Raw genomic sequence first — 18,227 nt, forward strand, 5'->3', positions numbered from 1 at the left:
GCAATATATGTGGCTACCATTTACACAAATGTCGGATTACGAGAAAGACCCGCTCATCATTGCAAGCGGAGAAGGCGTGACAGTTACGGATATACATGGCAAAACGTATTTGGACGGCTATTCCTCTTTGTGGCTAAATGTACATGGCCACCGAAAAAAGGAATTAGATGAAGCGATCCAAACACAACTGCAGTCCATTGCTCATTCGACGTTACTCGGTGCTGCAAATATACCTTCGATTTTGTTGGCGGAGAAATTAGTGAAATTAGTGCCCGAAAGATTGACCCGTGTATTTTACTCGGACAGTGGCGCGACGTCTGTTGAGATAGCGGTGAAGATGGCGTATCAGTATTGGCAGAATAAAGGTCTGGAGAAAAAAACACGCTTTGTGACAGTTAGCAACGGATATCATGGTGATACGGTCGGTACGATGAGTGTTGGTTCTATTGAACTGTATCACAAAGTCTATACTTCCCTATTATTTGATGCGCTCGTCATTCCATTCCCATCCGTTTACCGCCACCCTTCAGGTGATGAGAATATCGTGCGAGATGAAAGTCTGCAGGAACTGCGCTTGCTATTTGAAGAACGCCATGAAGAAATTGCGGGAATGGTGCTTGAGCCGATGATTCAAGGAGCGGGCGGGATGAATACGATGCCAGCAGGTTATTTAAAGGGCGTTGAAAAATTGTGCAACGAATTTAACGTTTTACTCATAGTCGATGAAGTGGCTACCGGTTTCGGTCGTACTGGGAAAATGTTCGCTGTTGAGCATGAAGGAATCCAACCCGATCTGATGACTGTAGCAAAAGGACTTACAGGGGGCTATTTACCAGTCGCCGCTACATTCGCGACCGAAGAAATCTACGATGCGTTTTACGGAGAATATGAGGAAATGAAAACATTCTTCCATGGACACTCTTACACGGGGAACCAGCTTGGATGTGCAGTAGCACTAGCTAACTTGGAAATTTTCGAGAAAGAGCAACTCGTAAAGCAGTCAGAGGAAAAGTCTACGTTTCTTAAAGAATTACTAGTGAACGTCAAGCAACTTCCGCATGTGGGAGACGTCAGACAATGTGGCTTGATGTGCGGAATTGAAATCGTAAAAGACAAGCACACAAAAGAGTCTTTCCCATTAGAAAGCCGTGTAGCTTACCGGGCTACATTGGAAATGAGAAAGCTCGGTTTGCTAACAAGGCCGCTCGGGGATGTCATTGTCCTAATGCCGCCTCTAGCTACTTCAAATGAACAGTTAGCGGAAATGGTCGCTCTCATGGTAGAAGGAATTAAAGCAGTGACAGAAGAATCGGTTGCTATGGATAGTATTCAGCAATAACTACAAACAGATAAAAAAGTCCATGCTAGAAACAAACATTGTTTCTAGCATGGACTTTCTTGAATCACCTTTTATATGGATAACACCTTTGTCAAATCAGAGGTATTAGTAATCTTTGCATTTACAAACAGATATAAGTTCACCATCACTTGACAAACCGCTCCACCATTTCTCGTGTCACATGAAAACGAGGATCAGAGCTATTTCCCTCCACTTCTTCTACTCCAATTAATACGGAAATTACCCGTTCCCCATTGAATACACCACTACCCGTAAAACACGAACCCGCCGCATCGGTATAACCGGTCTTTAATCCGTCGATACCGTCCATTTGCATGCGCATACCCGGTAACAGTAGATTCGTATTCCACATCTTCATTCCTTCGTTAGACATGAAATGCGTCATGCTAGCAAACTCCAATACTTCAGGATGCGTTGCGATGAGTCGATCAGCGATAATTGCCATGTCATGTGCGGAAGCTAAATTGTTCTGATCATCACCTCTGCCAAGATAATTGCCATCTAAGCCATGTGGATTATAAAAAACGGTTTTCTTTAGCTTAAACGCACGTGCTTGTTCATTCATGATGGCAACGAATTCATCTTCTGTCCCTGCCACGATCTCAGCTAACGCAAGGGCCGCATCATTTGCTGAAATGACTGTCATCGCCGTAAACAATTCACGTACTGTATAGCTTTCATTCGCTTTCATGCCGAGCTTCGCAGCACTAGCGAACTGTGCCATATCTAGCACCGTGGGACTTGGTTGGTAGGTAGTTTCCCAGGAAATCGTTCCATTTTTGATCGTATTTAAAACGATATATTGTGTCATTAATTTTGTCATACTAGCAATGGGTAATGACTTTTTGCTGTTTTCCTCATATAACACCTCACCTGTATGTGCATTGTATAGAATCATGGCCTTCGACGAGGCACTCCAATTTTCATCTACCAATTGCACATCGTTCCATTGGGTAACAACAGCATAGATCCCCAAACAGATGAGTAATATCAATAGTAATTTCTTCATGTATACACCTGCCTATACTATTCATTATGAAGTAGAAATCTGAAGAATGGTAGCGGATATTTCTTAAGAATGTATGAAGACTATAAAATATTTTCAATGTAGAAAATATGCCATGCTCATAGTGAAGAGGTTTCATTTAACCTATCTAGTAGAAAGTTGGTAGATTGGAAGTAAGTTATTTATAACTAGAAATCCCTTGCTTGTTAACTACTTTTGAACTGAATTTCAAAATCCGAAATATAATCTCCTTAAATATGAAAGCGTTTGCTATAATCTAATTATTCAGGCTATCGCACTATTAAATTGCGATAATCTAACTTAATTGGGAAGGAGATCCACTGCTGGAGTAAAGTAAAAACATTTCTGAAAGGGTGAAGTAATTGAAGAAACGATTGAATTGGATTCTAGTGCTTCCATTGAGTTTTTTACTTTTATTCAGTACATTACCGGGAACTATACTTGCTAGCGAATGGGATACGGACTATTCAAATTATCGTCAAGTAGCAACTGGACTTGATGGTATGGTAACGACGGCGCATCCATTAGCATCGAAAGTCGGTGCTGATGTATTAGCGAATGGCGGGAATGCGATTGACGCCGCTGTCGCTATCCAATTTGCACTGAACGTGACTGAGCCTATGATGTCTGGTATTGGTGGCGGAGGCTTCCTTATGTATTATGATGCCAATACGGATAAAACACAGATCATCAACAGCCGTGAACGCGCACCTGCAGGAGCTACTCCAAATATGTTTTTAGATGAAAAAGGTGAACCGATCCCCTTCTCTAAACGTGTGGAAGGTGGAAATTCAGTTGGGGTACCTGGAACGTTAAAAGGACTGGAGGAAGCACTTTCACGCTTCGGTACAATTCCAATGTCCGAATTAATTGATCCCGCAATTGACTTAGCGCGAAATGGCTTTCCAATTGACTCGGTACTTGCGGAAGCTATTGAAGATAATAAGCTCAAACTAGCTTTCAAAGAGTCCGGAAAAATATTCGTACCTGACGGCAAGCCTATGCGTGAAGGCGACTTATTAGTACAAAAAGATCTAGCGAATACATTTGAATTAATTAAAAACCAAGGAACAGATGTATTTTACAAAGGAGAAATTGCACAAGCTATCGCAGGCGCAGTACAACAATATGGCGGCACTATGACACCTGAAGATTTACGTACATACGCGATTACGATGGATGATCCAATTTGGGGAGATTACAAAGGCTATCAGATTGCTAGCATGCCACCTCCTAGCTCTGGAGGCGTCTTCCTTCTTCAAATGCTTGGTATTCTGGATCACTTCAATCTATCTCAATATAACGTAAAATCATGGCAGAAATATCACCTACTGGCGGAAACTATGCACCTCGCATACGCTGACCGTGCCATGTATGCTGGAGATCCTGATTTTGTCGACGTTCCATTAAAAGGACTATTGAATCCACAATATATCCAGGAACGTACGAATTTGATCAACTTAGATCACATGATGAAAGAGCCAAAAGCTGGAGATCCATGGAAGTATGAACATAAACCGAATGCGACTGTAGCTACAGTACAGCCCGTTCCAGACAAACTCGGTGAAACGACGCACTACTCCGTAACGGATCAATGGGGCAATGTTGTATCTAACACGACAACCATTGAACAATTATTTGGTAGCGGAATCATGGTACCAGGTTACGGAATTGTCCTAAATAACGAACTAACGGACTTCGATGCAGTACCAGGCGGAGCGAACCAAGTGGAACCAAATAAACGTCCACTCAGCAGCATGACACCTACTATCGTATTTGAAGATGGCAAGCCGGTTCTTACGGTTGGTTCCCCTGGTGGACCTACAATTATCACATCAGTCCTACAAACAATTATTCATTCGATTGAATACGGTATGGAGCTTAAGGCGGCTGTAGAAGAACCTAGAATCTATACAAACAGTACATCATCCTATCGTTATGAGAGCGAGATTCCACAAGAAACAATGGATTACTTGCGTGTACTTGGTCATCAATTTGGCGACAAGCCGACTACGATCGGGAACGTACAAAGTATTCTAATCGATCAAAAGGAAGGCGTCTATAAAGGCGTTGCTGATTCCAGCCGTAATGGAGCTGCAATTGGTGTGAGTAAATAAATTACCAACATATTTATAGGAAAGCATCTTATCCCCTGCTATATCAACCAGGGACAAGGTGCTTTTTTTAGTGCAACCTCCATCACGCGAAAAACATTCCTATGCATTTCAGTAACAATCTTTGGCTTTCTAACATAAACGCGAAAATACAATTTAAATTCACAAAAGAAATCAGTTGAACTCCTGTGTTATGGGCATAATAGCTAATAAAAAGCGTTACTGGAAAAGAGGTACAATGGTGAAAACAAGCTGGAATATTTTTAAATTGGATTTGAAGCATATTAGTAAAAACTGGGTAGCTGCCCTATTGATTGGCGGATTGACTTTTTTACCATCTTTATATGCATGGCTGAATATCTACGCAACATGGGACCCTTATGCCCATACCGACCAATTACCTGTCGCGATTGTCAATGAAGATGAAGGCGCGATGGTGCGTGACAAACAGATTGATGTCGGTAAAGAACTAATAAATACGTTACAAGATAATAAAGATATGGATTGGTCATTTACTACAAGTGAGGAAGCGATGGATGGCGTAGAATATGGTGACTATTTTGCAGCGATTTTTATTCCGAAAGACTTCTCCAGCAAACTTGCGACAGTCACTTCAGGAGAGCCAAAAAAAGCAGAAATTCATTATTTCGTCAATGAAAAATTGAATTCTATTGCACCTAAAATTACGGAAAAAGGCGCTTCTGTCATTGTCGATAAAGTAAGCCGCCGTTTTATCTCTACTGTCAATGGTGTGGTACTCGATTTGTTTAATGAACTTGGTATAGAAATCGAGAAAGATTTACCAGACATCAAGAAATTCGAGCAATACATTTTCGACATTCAAAAGCAACTACCGGCGATTCAGCAGACGTTAGAAGGAATTGTAACTGATGCCAACTCTGCGAAGCGCATCATCAACAAAGCGCAACAGTTACTGCCTGAAGCGAAACGAACTACGAATTCAGGACTGAAAACGATTAATGATACGTTGGATCAGCTGACAACAGCGCAGAACCGACTAGAAGCGGCTGCACCACGTATTAAAGCGGATTTGGAGAAAATCGCTACTATTACGAATGAAACGAATGATTTCCTTAAACAGATTCAGCAACTATCACCTGACTTCACTGAATGGAATCGTACGACACAAGCAATTGACGACCGTGTAACTGGCAGTATTGAAAAACTGGATGGACTTGAGCAAGACCTGCTGAATATCAAGAATGTAGCTGAACAATTAAACGGTGAACAAGCGAATGCAACAGATGCCTCTCTGTCCCAGCCAATAGACGTCGCATTACTAAAAGTCGACAATCTCAAAAATCTACTCAATGAAATTCAACAAAATGCACGTACGATGGACTCACTTGTGCAAGGTGAAGAAGAGCGTCTACGTAATAGTATTAATGATTTGCAAAAGATTGCAGAAAACACGTCTATTCAAGCTAATTCATTCCTAAAAGAATATACCGACACGATAGAACCTTACATCCGCAAAGAAATTGCCCAGGCATTGAAGACACTAACTAGTGCCAAAGCGTTGCTGACAGAAGTACAGAACACCATTCCCGAAGTACAACAAACATTAACTAGTGCTGATACACACTTGACGCAAGGTAAACAGCAAGTCGAGAGCGCGTTAAACCAATACCCATATGTCTACGAGAAAGTGAACCAGCTCGCAAATCGTATTGAGGATATTCAAGGCACAACAGATATCAATGAAATCATCGACTTACTGCAAAATAATCCACAAGCGGAGCGCAGCTTCTTTGAGGAACCGATTGTATTAAATGAAACAAAACTATTCCCGATCAAAAATTACGGTACCGGCATGACACCTTTTTATACGGTACTTTCGATTTGGGTCGGTTGTTTATTGTTAATTTCCTTACTCTCTACAGACATTAATCGGGAAGGTACATTCACGGCTAGACAAATTTATGTAGGTCGGCTTTTCACATTTGGTTTGATCGGATGCATTCAGACGCTAATCGTGATGACAGGCGATATCGTGCTGCTTGGTGTAACCGTCAAAGAACCGCTACCATTTTTCTTGTTTGGTTTATTGATCAGCATAGTGTTCATGTCAATCGTCTATACGCTCGTCTCAGTGTTCGGTGATGTAGGCAAAGCGATGGCCATTATCTTACTCGTGCTACAGATTGCAGGATCTGGCGGCACGTATCCGATTATGCTACTACCTTCATTTTTCCAGTGGATCAACCCTTTCCTACCTTTCACGTACGCAATTGACTTGATGAGAGAGGCCGTTGGAGGAATCGTCTGGGCCCGAACTATAAAGGATCTGTTGTTTTTGGCGGTAGTTGGATTGGCATTCATTACATTCGGTATAGTATTCAAAGAAAAAATGAATAAAGCGACCAATCATCTTTTAGCGAAATCACGTGAAACCGATTTATTTCATTAAACTGTTGCATATAATTTGTCTACTGAATGTAAAGTGTTTCTCTGACCGCTCTGACATAGTAGCACTCGCTTATGGTGATTTATATGATATTCAACGGAAATAATATGCAGCACAACAAAACCTCCCTACATTGGTAAGGAGGTTTTACGTCGTGTTAACTTATATATAATATTTCAGCGCGTCTGGAAATTCCCACAAAAAAATAAAATGTAGTCTGTTGAACACTTTGAATTTCAAAATAAATATCTCAATGATTCTAAACAAGTTTATTTTTATTTGTAATAGTAACTCTTTCAATACAAAAAAGACGACAATCCATTCACGTTTGAATGAATTGTCGTCTTTTAATTTTTGAGAAATCAAAGCGTATAGTGACATTGATTTTTCACATGCTAATCTAGCTGGTTAGAACCGATTACTTCGTATAACCGTTCATTTGTGATTGAGCCTGACGCACTAATCGCTTTGTGATTTCTCCGCCGACGGATCCGTTGGCACGCGATGTGGAGTCTGGTCCAAGGTTTACACCGAATTCGTTAGCGATCTCTTCCTTCATCTGGTTGATCGCTTGTTGTACGCCTGGAACTAAAAGTTGGTTTGAGTTGCTGTTGTTGTTGTTTGTCATGTTGTCCACCTCCTTCTGACAATAGAATGAGCAATTTTTTAGAAAACATACTAAAAACTTTTAGAAACCATTATTTTTTATTTACTTCATATAAAGAGCACTCGTACAAGGAAAATAAACAACCTCTACCGCAAGTACGCTGGCAGAGGTTGTAGGCTTATGAACGGGTCTCCCCTTCTATTAGTGTTCCCATGCACAATTGTTTACTCCGCTCTAACTCTTCGGTCATTTGTTTCTTCACGTCACTTGACCAGCCAAGTTGAACAGCTAGGAAATCGATGACAGGCTCTTTCCATTGATCGACCCAGTCGATGTCAAAGAGCAATGCGCCCGTACGTCTCCAGAAGAAGTCTACTGGTGTGCAAACGAATTCTTTTGAAATGGAATACCACACTTGCGCGTAAATTTCGATCGGTAAATTGGCTCTCTGCGCGTCAGCCTTCCCGTTTTGAATTACGCCGAACAAATCATGTATGTTCGAACCGTAATGTGTCACGAGCGCATAAGCTGTTTTCTCCGTTAATCCTAGACTCATCCCTTCTTTCACCTTTCTCTGAACGAAAGTCTCAAACGCTTTCGAACCACCTACATGGCCACCTGAAATAGGGAGCTTTTTTGTACGGCTAGACGGCACTTTCTTGCCATATTGAGTCTGAAGATCTGCTGCGATTTGATCGACAATCGTTTCTGCCATTTTGCGATACCCGGTCAACTTACCGCCAGCAATCGTTAATAAACCAGAATCCGAGATCCAAATTTCATCTTTTCGGGATATCTCTGAAGCGCTCTTTCCTTCTTCTTGTATGAGAGGTCTAAGGCCCGCCCAACCCGATTCAATTTGCTCTTCGGAAATCTCAAGTTTCGGAAACACAAAACGAATGGCCTTCAGCAAGTACTCTTTGTCTGCCTGTGTGATCTGCGGCTCGGTCAAACTTCCTTGATAATCTGTATCCGTCGTTCCTATGTATGTTTTGCCATCCCGCGGAATTGCCAACACCATGCGACCGTCTGGTGTATCAAAATAAATAGTTTGTTTTAAAGGAAATACACATTGATCAAAGACTAAGTGAACACCTTTAGTCAAATGAAGCTTCTTATGATCAGGCATAGCATCTTTGTAGCGGACTTCATTGACCCATGGACCTGCCGCATTGATTACTTTCTTCGCGCAAATCACTCGGGATTTTCCTGTTAGCTGATCGACCGCTTCGACTCCCGCCACTTTTCCGTCTTGATACACGAAGTCTGCCACTTTTGTATAATTTAATACCGATGCTCCGTGCTGGACAGCTTCTTTTATCACTTCAATAGTTAGGCGCGCATCGTCTGAACGATACTCTACGAATTTCCCTGCACCAAGGAGACCTTTTGGATTCAATTTTGGTTCAGCCAGTAATGTCTGTTTTTTTGAAAGCATACTTTTACGTTCTGACCTCTTTACTTTGGCTAACATATCATAGATACGTAAACCGATCGAACTGCTAAACTTTCCGAAAGTTCCTCCTTTATAAATGGGCAACAGCAGCCATGTGGGCGTCGTCACATGGGGTCCGTTTTCATAAACTACCGCACGTTCCTGTCCAGTTTGTGAAACGATTTTAAATTCGAGTTTTTTTAAATAACGCAATCCACCATGAATCATTTTCGTAGAGCGACTAGAAGTCCCCGCTGCAAAGTCCTGCATTTCTACTAACACTGTATTCAGCCCCCTGCTCGCTGCGTCGAGTGCTATACCTGCTCCAGTCACACCGCCTCCAATTATAAGTACATCAAATTCTTCTGTTCGTATATTTTCTAGTATGTCTTCTCGTTTATAACGAGGCTGTTGATTAATCATATGTAGTCAAGCTCCTATCTTTACTCGTTCAATAGCATAATACTACAACTAATCGGAATATTTTTAAAGTTAATTGACAAACTATTTAATTCGTGTGATAATTTCTACATATTTAGTAGGAATTATTGTCACATATAGTACAACTAGAAAAATCGGCGCGTAGACTTTTACCACAGCATGAGATAGACATTTGTTTGTAACAGACCTATCCCCTTAGTGGATTGGTCTTTTTTATACTATAGGAGGTTGTATGGATGGACGTAGTTGTCAACGAACAGAAATATACTACATATCGCTTTTTAGAAATCGAGGATATTAAACAGTATGTTAGAAGCCTAGATCTTTTTCCTGAACCTGAAGATATAAAAGTAATCGAAGTGAGTGATGGCAAAATCAATCACGTTTATAGATTATATAATGAATTCAGGTCCATCATTTTTAAACAAGCAGTTCCTTACGCACGAGTTGTCGGTGAGTCGATGCCTCTGCCAATTGACCGTGTACGCGTTGAAGCGGAAGTGATGGCGCTCTACGAAAAAATCATTCCGAAAAGTGTTCCTTCCGTCTTACATCTGGACGTAGTGATGGCGGTCGTCGTGATGGAAGACATGCTTCCACTTGAAGTTGGCCGTACTGCATTAATCAATGGAAGTGAGTCCGCACATTTCGCGGCTGATATTGGCAAAATGTCAGCTGAAGTACTTTTTAAAACATCCGATTTCTACATGCCTTCTTCTGATAAAAAGGAGCTACAAGCACGATTAGCGAACCCAGAGATGCGGCAGTTGACTGAGCAACTAGTATTTGATTGGCCTTATAGCGACCACGAGACCAATGAGTGTGAGGACGGTATGCGCAACGAGGTGAAATTCCTCAGTCAGGATCAGCGCTTATTACTTGAAGTAGCTCAACTTAAACATAAATTTATGACAAAATCGGACGGCCTCATTCATGGCGATTTGCATAGCGGTGCAATTTTCACAGGAGAAAATCGAACGGTCATTTTCGATACGGAGTTTGCACTTTTCGGTCCATTTGGTTTCGACCTTGGACAATTCATTGCCAATCTATTTTTGAATGGCATTGCCTTCCCTGAGTTTAAGGAAAAGCGTTTTGAACAAGCCAAAGAAACATGGTATGCATTTGTGGAAACATTTTCAAATCTGTGGCAGAACAATACAAATGAGCGCTATACGAAAGTTGATGGATTTTACACTATCATTATGGAAGAGATATTTACTGACCTCATTGGCTATGCAGGATGTGAATTAGTACGACGAGCAATCAGCATCGCACAAATTCCAGATATGAATACCGAAGAAGATGAAGACTTGCGCATGGCCGCTAGAAAGAAAGTTTTAGAACTTGGAAAATATATGATTATGGAACGTAAACAGATCCATTCGTTAGAACAATTAAGTCAGTGGTTTCAAGCATCTAGATAAATACTAAAGGAGGCAATTCGATGGGCGTTACAGCGACCTATTTATTCCCTACTCATCCTGATCAGGAAAAAATTGCAGAACAACACGCGCTTGGGTTGACGATTGGTTCATGGACCGATATCCCCCATATTGAGCAGCAACAATTGAAACATCATAAAGGTGAAGTAGTATCAGTAGTTAAAGGCGAACAGAAAGACACGGTGACGATTTTTTATCCGTCAGCTAACTTTTCTGCGGATCTACCGGCAATTTTTACTACCGTGTACGGTAAATTATCCTTTTTCGAAGGCTATGAACTGATTGATTTGCAGTTTGACAATTCATTACTTGCACAATTCCCTGGCCCACGTTTTGGTGTCAATGGAATTCGTGAAAAGCTCGGCGTCTATGATCGCCCACTATTAAAAGCGATTTTCAAAGGAGTTATGGGACGAGATTTATCCTTTTTCTCCACTCAACTCCAAGACTTATTAGCGGGTGGTATCGATTTGATCAAGGACGATGAAATTCTTTTCGAAAATGAATTAACTCCTTTTCATAAACGTGTAACTATAGCTAAAGACATAATCGATCATCATTATGAGAAAACAGGTGCACATGCCTTATATGCCGTCAATTTATCAGGTAGATCTCATGAATTGCATGAAAAGGCAGAGCGCGCAACCGAACTAGGTGCGAGCGCGTTACTATTTAATGTGCATGCCTATGGTCTAGATACGCTACAATCACTACGAGAAAACGATAACATCGGCTTACCTATCCTGGCTCACTCCGCATTGTCTGGTGTACTTGCGGGTCAAGCTGGCAGTGGATTTTCCTATCCTTTACTCGTTGGGAAGTTGACGCGTCTCGTTGGTGGGGACCTCTCACTATTCCCGAGTCCTTATGGAAATGTGGCGATCTCACGCAAAGACGCGCTAGGGATTAATGAGGAGTTAATACAAGACAATGGCCTTGAACGAACATTTGCCGTGCCGTCTGCTGGTATTCATCCAGGAATGGTACCGCAGTTGCTTGAAGACTTCGGTGACAACTTGGTAATCAATGCAGGAGGCGGGATTTTTGGACACCCTGATGGTCCAACACCTGGCGCACAAGCTTTCCGCGCAGCAATCGATGCAAGTGTTGAACATATTCCATTACAACAAGCTGCAAAAACATCCAGCCCTTTGCGGCACGCATTAGATCATTGGGGCACTATCGACGTTACGTAAAGTGGAGGGTAAACAATGAGTAAAGTAGTTATTTTTTGTGACTTTGATGGAACCATTACGAAAAAAGATAATATCATTAGCATCATGAAAGAATTCGCAGTGCCTGGCTGGAAAGAGATTACAGATGATATTTTACATCAAAATATTTCGATCCAAGATGGTGTACGTCAGCTGTTTTCGTTAATTCCGAGTACGTTACAAGAGGACATTGTCTCTTTCGTAATGCGAGATGCAGAAATCAGAGAAGGATTCAGCGATTTTGTTCAGTTTACGAGGGAGCAGAATATTCCACTCTATGTTGTCAGTGGCGGGATCGATTTTTTCGTTCATCCTGTGCTTGAGCGTTTTGGACCTTTCGATCATATCTATTGCAACAAAGCGACATTTGACGAAGAACGAATTGCGATCCATTATCCGCATGCTTGTGACGCGTACTGCACAAAGCAAGATTGTGGTTGCTGTAAACCGTCCATCATGCGCAAGCTCTCAGACGAGCAACAGACACGCATAGTCATCGGAGATTCGGTAACAGATTTTGAAGCAGCGAAATTGGCTGACGTAGTCATTGCAAGAGACTTCTTAGCGGAAACTTGCGAGAAACTGGACATTCCTTATACGCGCTTTGAAACATTTACTGATTGCATCGATATTGTGAAAGAACAACTGTAATTTCAAATAGATAGGAGCGACTACTAATATGGCAACGATTACGATTCAAGGGACGAACGAAGTGATTGAAGGACAACAAGAAGTTACCCAGTTCCTAACACAACAGGAAGTTATTTATGAACACTGGCCGATTGATCAATTACCTGCTCATCTCCGCGAAAAGTTCAATCTGACAGATTCTGAGAAAGAAGAGATTCTTCACACTTTCAAATCGGATATTGACGCAATTTCTGAACGCCGCGGTTACAAAGCGGCAGATGTTATCTCGTTATCCAAAGACACACCGAATATTGAAGAAATGCTGAAAAACTTCGAACGGGAACATCATCATACCGACGATGAAGTCCGTTTTATCGTCAGTGGACATGGCGTGTTCGTTATCCAAGGTAAAGATCAGCGCTTTTTCGAAGTGCATCTAGATCCTGGTGATTTAATATCTGTACCTGAAAATATTCGTCATTATTTCACCTTGGCCCCAGATCGCCAAGTAGTTGCACTTCGGATTTTCGTTACACCTGAGGGCTGGGTTGCAGTGTATTAATTTGAAAATTACTGTTCAAAATGAAAAGCATCTTTTCTCATATGAGAAAAGGTGCTTTCGATATATCTAGAAAAATTAGACGGAAACGGTTACACAGAAAAAATATGTAATAAATCGAAAAAATACCAGACTGAAGCACCTTACATGACAATTGAACTCTAACGAGCAATTCAACTTCTTAAAAGTAAATAACTGGTAGACTTGACGCACGCATTCGGGCCCACTTCCCCTCACTTTTCTATTTTTTACGCAGCATAATTTGAAACACTCCTCACGCCCGATGACGGATTCTTCGCCCAAACCCGAAAAAGCTTCTCGTTTTCTCGTACGTAGTCTTTACATATTGCCGTAAATAATAAAAGGTGTTGCTGTGCGCATTTCAGCGTTTGCAATACCTTTTCTATTTTATTTATTATGATTGCTGAAACCTATAACTTCCGTGATTTAATATTTCTTGTATTCCGCAATAATTTATCTGATTATTGTGTGTACTAACTCCGTTAAGGGTATGTACTGAATAGAGAGTAAAAATGAGTGAGGTGAGTTAATTGGCAAATTTCAACGAAGAATCCATAAAACTACAAGCGGAGTTACAATCTAAAGATCTAAAAAAAGCGGTAGACTACTCGATGTTTTCATTCGAATCAACAGAACAAGTAGAAAAGCTGACAAATATTGTTGGTCAACAACGCGCGCGGTCCGTGATGAATTTTGGCTTGCACGTGAATAAACCCGGATATAATTTATACGTCGCGGGAATAGAAGGCGTCGGGAAAACCTCGTTTGTCACTACCGTCGTAAATGACTTTTCAAAGAAAGAAGCTACCCTTTTTGACTGGTGTTATGTAAATAACTTTGAAGACGAGTACAAACCTAAAGTGCTAAAACTTCCCGTCGGATTGGGGAAGCAACTTCAAAAATCGATGGAAGACCTGTTGAAGGATTTAAAAGTAGATATCCCCACTGCTTTTAATGAAGAAAATCGATTAGAGAATCGTTCATCGATCATTCGAAAGTATAAAGATCAAGTGGACCAAGTGTATAAACAGACCAATGAAATAGCTACAGAGAATGGATTTATACTTAAACAGTCCGATTCCACGATTGCTACAATTCCGATTGGTGAGGACGGAAAACCTATAAGTGAGGAAGCTTATAACTTATTGAATGAGGAACAACTGGCAGCTATTGAAAGTAAATCTGCCAAATTACAAGAAATTATTCTAGATGCGACGAAAACCATACTTCATTTTGAACAGGATTTGAAAAAATCGTTGGCACGCTTTGATCATCAGACGGCTATTACGACTATCGATTTTCATATTGATGAATTAAAAAAGAACTACAAAGACTGTCCTGAAGTGATGCACTATATTATAGCAGTACGAAAAGATCTCGTTAATAACTTTCACGCGTTTTTACCCAGTCCATCTAAAAAGGATGAAAAGCAGCTAGGCAATCTGTTCAAAGACGAAAATCAAGCGCTAAAAAAATATACGATTAACGTGCTAGTTGATAATAGTGAAACGACAGGCATGCCTGTTATATCAGCAGACAACCCTACCTTTTATAACATAATGGGTAAAGTGGAATATGAAAATCGAATGGGTGTCATGAGTACTGATTTCACGAAAATTAAACCGGGCTATTTGCATGAAGCGAACGGAGGGTATCTTCTCATTCAAGCAAAGGATATTTTTTCAAAAAGACAGTCTTGGGAAGGATTAAAAAGAGCATTATTGATCCATAAATTACAAATTGAGAATATTGGTGAACACGCAAGCATCATTGCTACCGCATCCGTAAATCCAGACCCGATTCATCTCAATGTAAAAGTGATTATTATTGGAAATATGGATATTTATCAAGTTCTTTATCATCATGATGAAGATTTTCGTAAACTATTTAAAATTCGTGTAGACTTTGATGTGGAAATGAAATACAACCAAGATAATATTGCAGGGCTAGTAAGTTTCATTCATACCCATTGCAAAAAACACGAACTTCGACATTTTGATCCGACAGCTGTGGCAAAAATCATTGAATACAGCTCGCGTATCGCTGGCGATCAAAATAAATTGTCCACTCGCTTTAATTTACAAGTAGAATTACTCTACGAAGCGGATACATGGGCAGGAATAATGGGAGACGAACTTGTTTCGGCCAAACATATTGAAAAAGCTATTCAGGAAAAGAGATATCGCTCGAACTTATATGAAGAAAAAATTCAAGCGAGTATTGAAGAAGGAAGTATTTTGATTGATACGACTGGAGAGAAGATTGGACAAGTAAATGGCTTGGCAGTCTATGATTTAGGGCAATATCATTTTGGTAAACCCTCACGTATTACAGCCACTACATTTATGGGAAAGAAAGGCTTTGTCAATATTGAAAGAGAAAGCCAAATGAGCGGTAACACGCATAATAAAGGTGTGTATATATTAGGTGGCTATTTAGGTCAAAAATTCGCTCAAAAGTATCCATTAGTACTGACTGCACATATCGCTTTTGAACAGTCCTATGGTGGCGTGGATGGTGATAGTGCGTCAAGCACAGAATTATATGCAATTCTCTCAAGCCTGGCAGAAATACCAATTAAGCAAGGATTAGCTGTAACTGGATCTGTCAATCAAAACGGAGAAATTCAGCCAATCGGCGGCGTTAATGAAAAAATTGAAGGCTTCTATAATGTATGTAAAAGTAGAGGACTAACAGGTGAACAAGGCGTCCTCATCCCCCATCAAAATGTGAAAAATTTGATGCTGAATGACGAGGTCATTGAATCTGTTCGTGTTGGACAGTTCCATATTTATAAAGTGCGCACGATTGAAGAAGGAATAGAAATTTTAACTGGTGTACCGGCTGGACATCCGAATGAACATGGAGACTATGACATAGAAACCGTCTATGGAAAAGCTGCAGCGAAATTACGTATGTTTATGGAGTTTTCTAGAGAACAGGAGAAATGAAAAAGGATCTGCGTATGAAATGCTTGTGAGGGTTACACCTCACAAGCGTTTTTAGTGCAGATCAATCCTTTGATTACAAAACTACAGAGACGTCTCACTATTCAGTCAATAGTAATAGAGCACCAAAATACTCCTATGTATTTCCAATTAGCTTACATTTTCAAGTCATTTCTGTTACATCTCCTTCAAAGTTGACGAAAGGTTGTACAATGAATGTACGATAGTTTTCTCGAGGAGCCTGATTATGAATAAGAAACGTTTAACCTGGGTAGATGTCACCAAAGGTTTTTTAATGATTCTTGTCGTCATTGGACATTATCCTGGACAGTTGGATTTCCCACTTGTTAAGTATATTTACTGGTTTCACATGCCAGCTTTCTTCATTTTAAGCGGATTGTTTTTCAAGCCTGTAGTTGAAAAAAGTTTAATGAAAATTTCGATTCAAAAACGGTTCATGCAGTTGATTGTTCCTTATTTATTTTTCCTCGTCAGCATTACGCTAATCCGTTACGGGATAGAGATTGGTTCGGGCAACAAAGACTTATCATGGTATGTAAATGATATGTGGACACTTGTTGTCGGCGGACGTTTTGTACGGGGGGCCTATGGTGTATTCTGGTTTGTTACGACGCTATTCTTTACGTATTTGTTTTTCTTATGGATGACTAAAAACTTTAACCGCACGAAACAACTTATTATATTAGCCGTTTTTTATAGTATCGCCCACTTTGAAAGCTTGTTCGCTATGCATGTCATTGGGGGTTCCCCATCTGAAGCGGCGCAAACGATCCCGATGATTTGGAACATCGATGTCGCACTGATGGCAGTTGTCTATTTTTCACTCGGCTATTACTTGAAGAGTTTTTGGATGAATGTCTCGCATAAATGGTTGATTGCTGGTGTGCTCGTTAGTATATCAGCCGTTTTACTCGATAATTATAACGTCATTGACTATCACTTGAGTATGAAATTTTTACGCTACGACCATTTCGTCTTAGACTTGATCATCCCGCTTTCTTTTACAGTTGTGTTGGTTGGTATTTTCCAACTCATAGCAGCTAAATCATCGTTAAATTGGCTACAAAAAATTGAAAAGCATTCCTTGACCATTATGTATTTGCATATCTTTACAGATATTTTATTAAATGATTACTTTACGTATGGGGTCATTGGATTCACCGCATTCGGTTTATTCGTTCCCATTGTAGTTTCGATCATTATCCAAAAGTTTCTACCACATGGAAAGCTATTGCTCGGTGGATTTTCACAGAAAAAGGCCAGTTCAAATCGCGCCGTGACGTAAAAAGCACCTGTGCACGAAACTTTCATGAATGTTTATACCTTCATGAGAGTTTCCGACACAGGTGCTTTAACTATTACATGCTAATAAAACATGAACGGCAGCTATCATTATCGCCGCTGTTAACAAGCCTATATGGATATCGCGAAGAGGTTTCGCTTTCCTCCTTTTCATATACGATGCTCCGAACATACCACCAATCACAGCTGCAACTAGTGAAATCGTGCCGATCCATTCAACCAAACCAAACTCGCCTTCAGACCAAAATAATAAAACACCGTGCCAGGCAACTATGGAGAAAACGGTAATTCCGATTGGCATATGTAACTTTCTCAGAGCAGCTAGCAGTGACACTAACCTATTCCTTAATTCTTTTCTTTTTCGCACAACCATAGGTATGATTTTTTTAGCAGGATAAAGCGCAACTGGCACCGCAGCTAGAGCAATACCCATCCAACCCATAAACTTCCCTATCTCTTCACCAAGATCATCTTCATCATTATGGCCAACTGAACCAGAATGAACATCTCCGAAAACAATCATCGGCGTTAACAAAATGATACAAATAGCAAATATGTATAAAGTCGATTTTTTTATACTATATACCTCCAATCGATATGTTTTCATCATTTATATTTATTCCCAATGAGTATCCACTGTTACTGAATTCCATCTACTTTAATGTATTTATCCTT

General features: G+C 40.5%; 13 protein-coding genes. 9 read left to right on the plus strand and 4 right to left on the minus strand.

Annotated features, from left to right (window positions below):
- Nucleotides 1–7: 7 nt before the first annotated feature.
- Nucleotides 8–1,339 carry an adenosylmethionine--8-amino-7-oxononanoate transaminase gene (gene bioA, locus H605_RS0108640; RefSeq protein ID WP_051210530.1) on the plus strand — a complete coding sequence of 444 codons (1,332 nt, stop codon included), beginning with the start codon at nucleotides 8–10 and terminating at the stop codon, nucleotides 1,337–1,339.
- Nucleotides 1,340–1,484: 145 nt separating this feature from the next.
- On the opposite strand, the gene H605_RS17630 is transcribed toward bioA, so the two are convergent.
- Nucleotides 1,485–2,369: a D-alanyl-D-alanine carboxypeptidase family protein gene (locus tag H605_RS17630; RefSeq protein WP_051210522.1), complete on the minus strand. Its 885-nt coding sequence runs from the start codon at nucleotides 2,367–2,369 to the stop codon at nucleotides 1,485–1,487.
- A gap of 380 nt (nucleotides 2,370–2,749) precedes the next feature.
- Here H605_RS17630 and ggt point away from each other — a divergent pair, with 380 nt between their 5' ends.
- Nucleotides 2,750–4,504: a gamma-glutamyltransferase gene (ggt, locus tag H605_RS0108650; RefSeq protein ID WP_029053855.1), complete on the plus strand. Its 1,755-nt coding sequence runs from the start codon at nucleotides 2,750–2,752 to the stop codon at nucleotides 4,502–4,504.
- A gap of 190 nt (nucleotides 4,505–4,694) precedes the next feature.
- Nucleotides 4,695–6,932 carry a YhgE/Pip domain-containing protein gene (locus H605_RS0108655; RefSeq protein ID WP_232321228.1) on the plus strand — a complete coding sequence of 746 codons (2,238 nt, stop codon included), beginning with the start codon at nucleotides 4,695–4,697 and terminating at the stop codon, nucleotides 6,930–6,932.
- Between the two features lie 415 nt (nucleotides 6,933–7,347).
- Here H605_RS0108655 and H605_RS0108665 read toward each other — a convergent pair whose 3' ends face one another.
- Complete coding sequence (locus tag H605_RS0108665) at nucleotides 7,348–7,557, minus strand: alpha/beta-type small acid-soluble spore protein (protein WP_029053858.1); 210 nt, start codon at nucleotides 7,555–7,557, stop codon at nucleotides 7,348–7,350.
- Nucleotides 7,558–7,714: 157 nt separating this feature from the next.
- The gene (locus tag H605_RS17635) at nucleotides 7,715–9,394 is read right to left on the minus strand and encodes a glycerol-3-phosphate dehydrogenase/oxidase (protein WP_051210523.1); all 1,680 of its coding nucleotides are present in this window, start codon (nucleotides 9,392–9,394) and stop codon (nucleotides 7,715–7,717) included.
- 254 nt (nucleotides 9,395–9,648) lie between these two features.
- Here H605_RS17635 and mtnK point away from each other — a divergent pair, with 254 nt between their 5' ends.
- The 6 genes from mtnK to H605_RS0108700 all read left to right on the plus strand — a co-directional run bounded on the left by mtnK (nucleotide 9,649) and on the right by H605_RS0108700 (nucleotide 17,535).
- Nucleotides 9,649–10,839 carry an S-methyl-5-thioribose kinase gene (mtnK, locus tag H605_RS0108675; protein ID WP_029053859.1) on the plus strand — a complete coding sequence of 397 codons (1,191 nt, stop codon included), beginning with the start codon at nucleotides 9,649–9,651 and terminating at the stop codon, nucleotides 10,837–10,839.
- A 20-nt stretch (nucleotides 10,840–10,859) separates the two neighbouring features.
- The gene (locus tag H605_RS0108680; protein ID WP_029053860.1) at nucleotides 10,860–12,053 is read left to right on the plus strand and encodes a 2,3-diketo-5-methylthiopentyl-1-phosphate enolase; all 1,194 of its coding nucleotides are present in this window, start codon (nucleotides 10,860–10,862) and stop codon (nucleotides 12,051–12,053) included.
- Nucleotides 12,054–12,068: 15 nt separating this feature from the next.
- Nucleotides 12,069–12,722: a 2-hydroxy-3-keto-5-methylthiopentenyl-1-phosphate phosphatase gene (locus H605_RS0108685; protein WP_029053861.1), complete on the plus strand. Its 654-nt coding sequence runs from the start codon at nucleotides 12,069–12,071 to the stop codon at nucleotides 12,720–12,722.
- 28 nt (nucleotides 12,723–12,750) lie between these two features.
- Nucleotides 12,751–13,263: a 1,2-dihydroxy-3-keto-5-methylthiopentene dioxygenase gene (locus H605_RS0108690; protein ID WP_029053862.1), complete on the plus strand. Its 513-nt coding sequence runs from the start codon at nucleotides 12,751–12,753 to the stop codon at nucleotides 13,261–13,263.
- Nucleotides 13,264–13,811: 548 nt separating this feature from the next.
- Nucleotides 13,812–16,232 carry a Lon protease family protein gene (locus tag H605_RS17640; protein ID WP_081657894.1) on the plus strand — a complete coding sequence of 807 codons (2,421 nt, stop codon included), beginning with the start codon at nucleotides 13,812–13,814 and terminating at the stop codon, nucleotides 16,230–16,232.
- Nucleotides 16,233–16,476: 244 nt separating this feature from the next.
- Entirely contained in the window at nucleotides 16,477–17,535 is a 1,059-nt protein-coding gene (locus H605_RS0108700; protein ID WP_029053863.1) for an acyltransferase family protein, read from the plus strand.
- A 66-nt stretch (nucleotides 17,536–17,601) separates the two neighbouring features.
- On the opposite strand, the gene H605_RS0108705 is transcribed toward H605_RS0108700, so the two are convergent.
- Entirely contained in the window at nucleotides 17,602–18,162 is a 561-nt protein-coding gene (locus H605_RS0108705) for a hypothetical protein (protein WP_029053864.1), read from the minus strand.
- Nucleotides 18,163–18,227: the final 65 nt, after the last annotated feature.

It is taken from the genome of Sporosarcina ureae DSM 2281 (assembly GCF_000425545.1).
In the GTDB taxonomy this organism is placed as follows: domain Bacteria; phylum Bacillota; class Bacilli; order Bacillales_A; family Planococcaceae; genus Sporosarcina; species Sporosarcina ureae.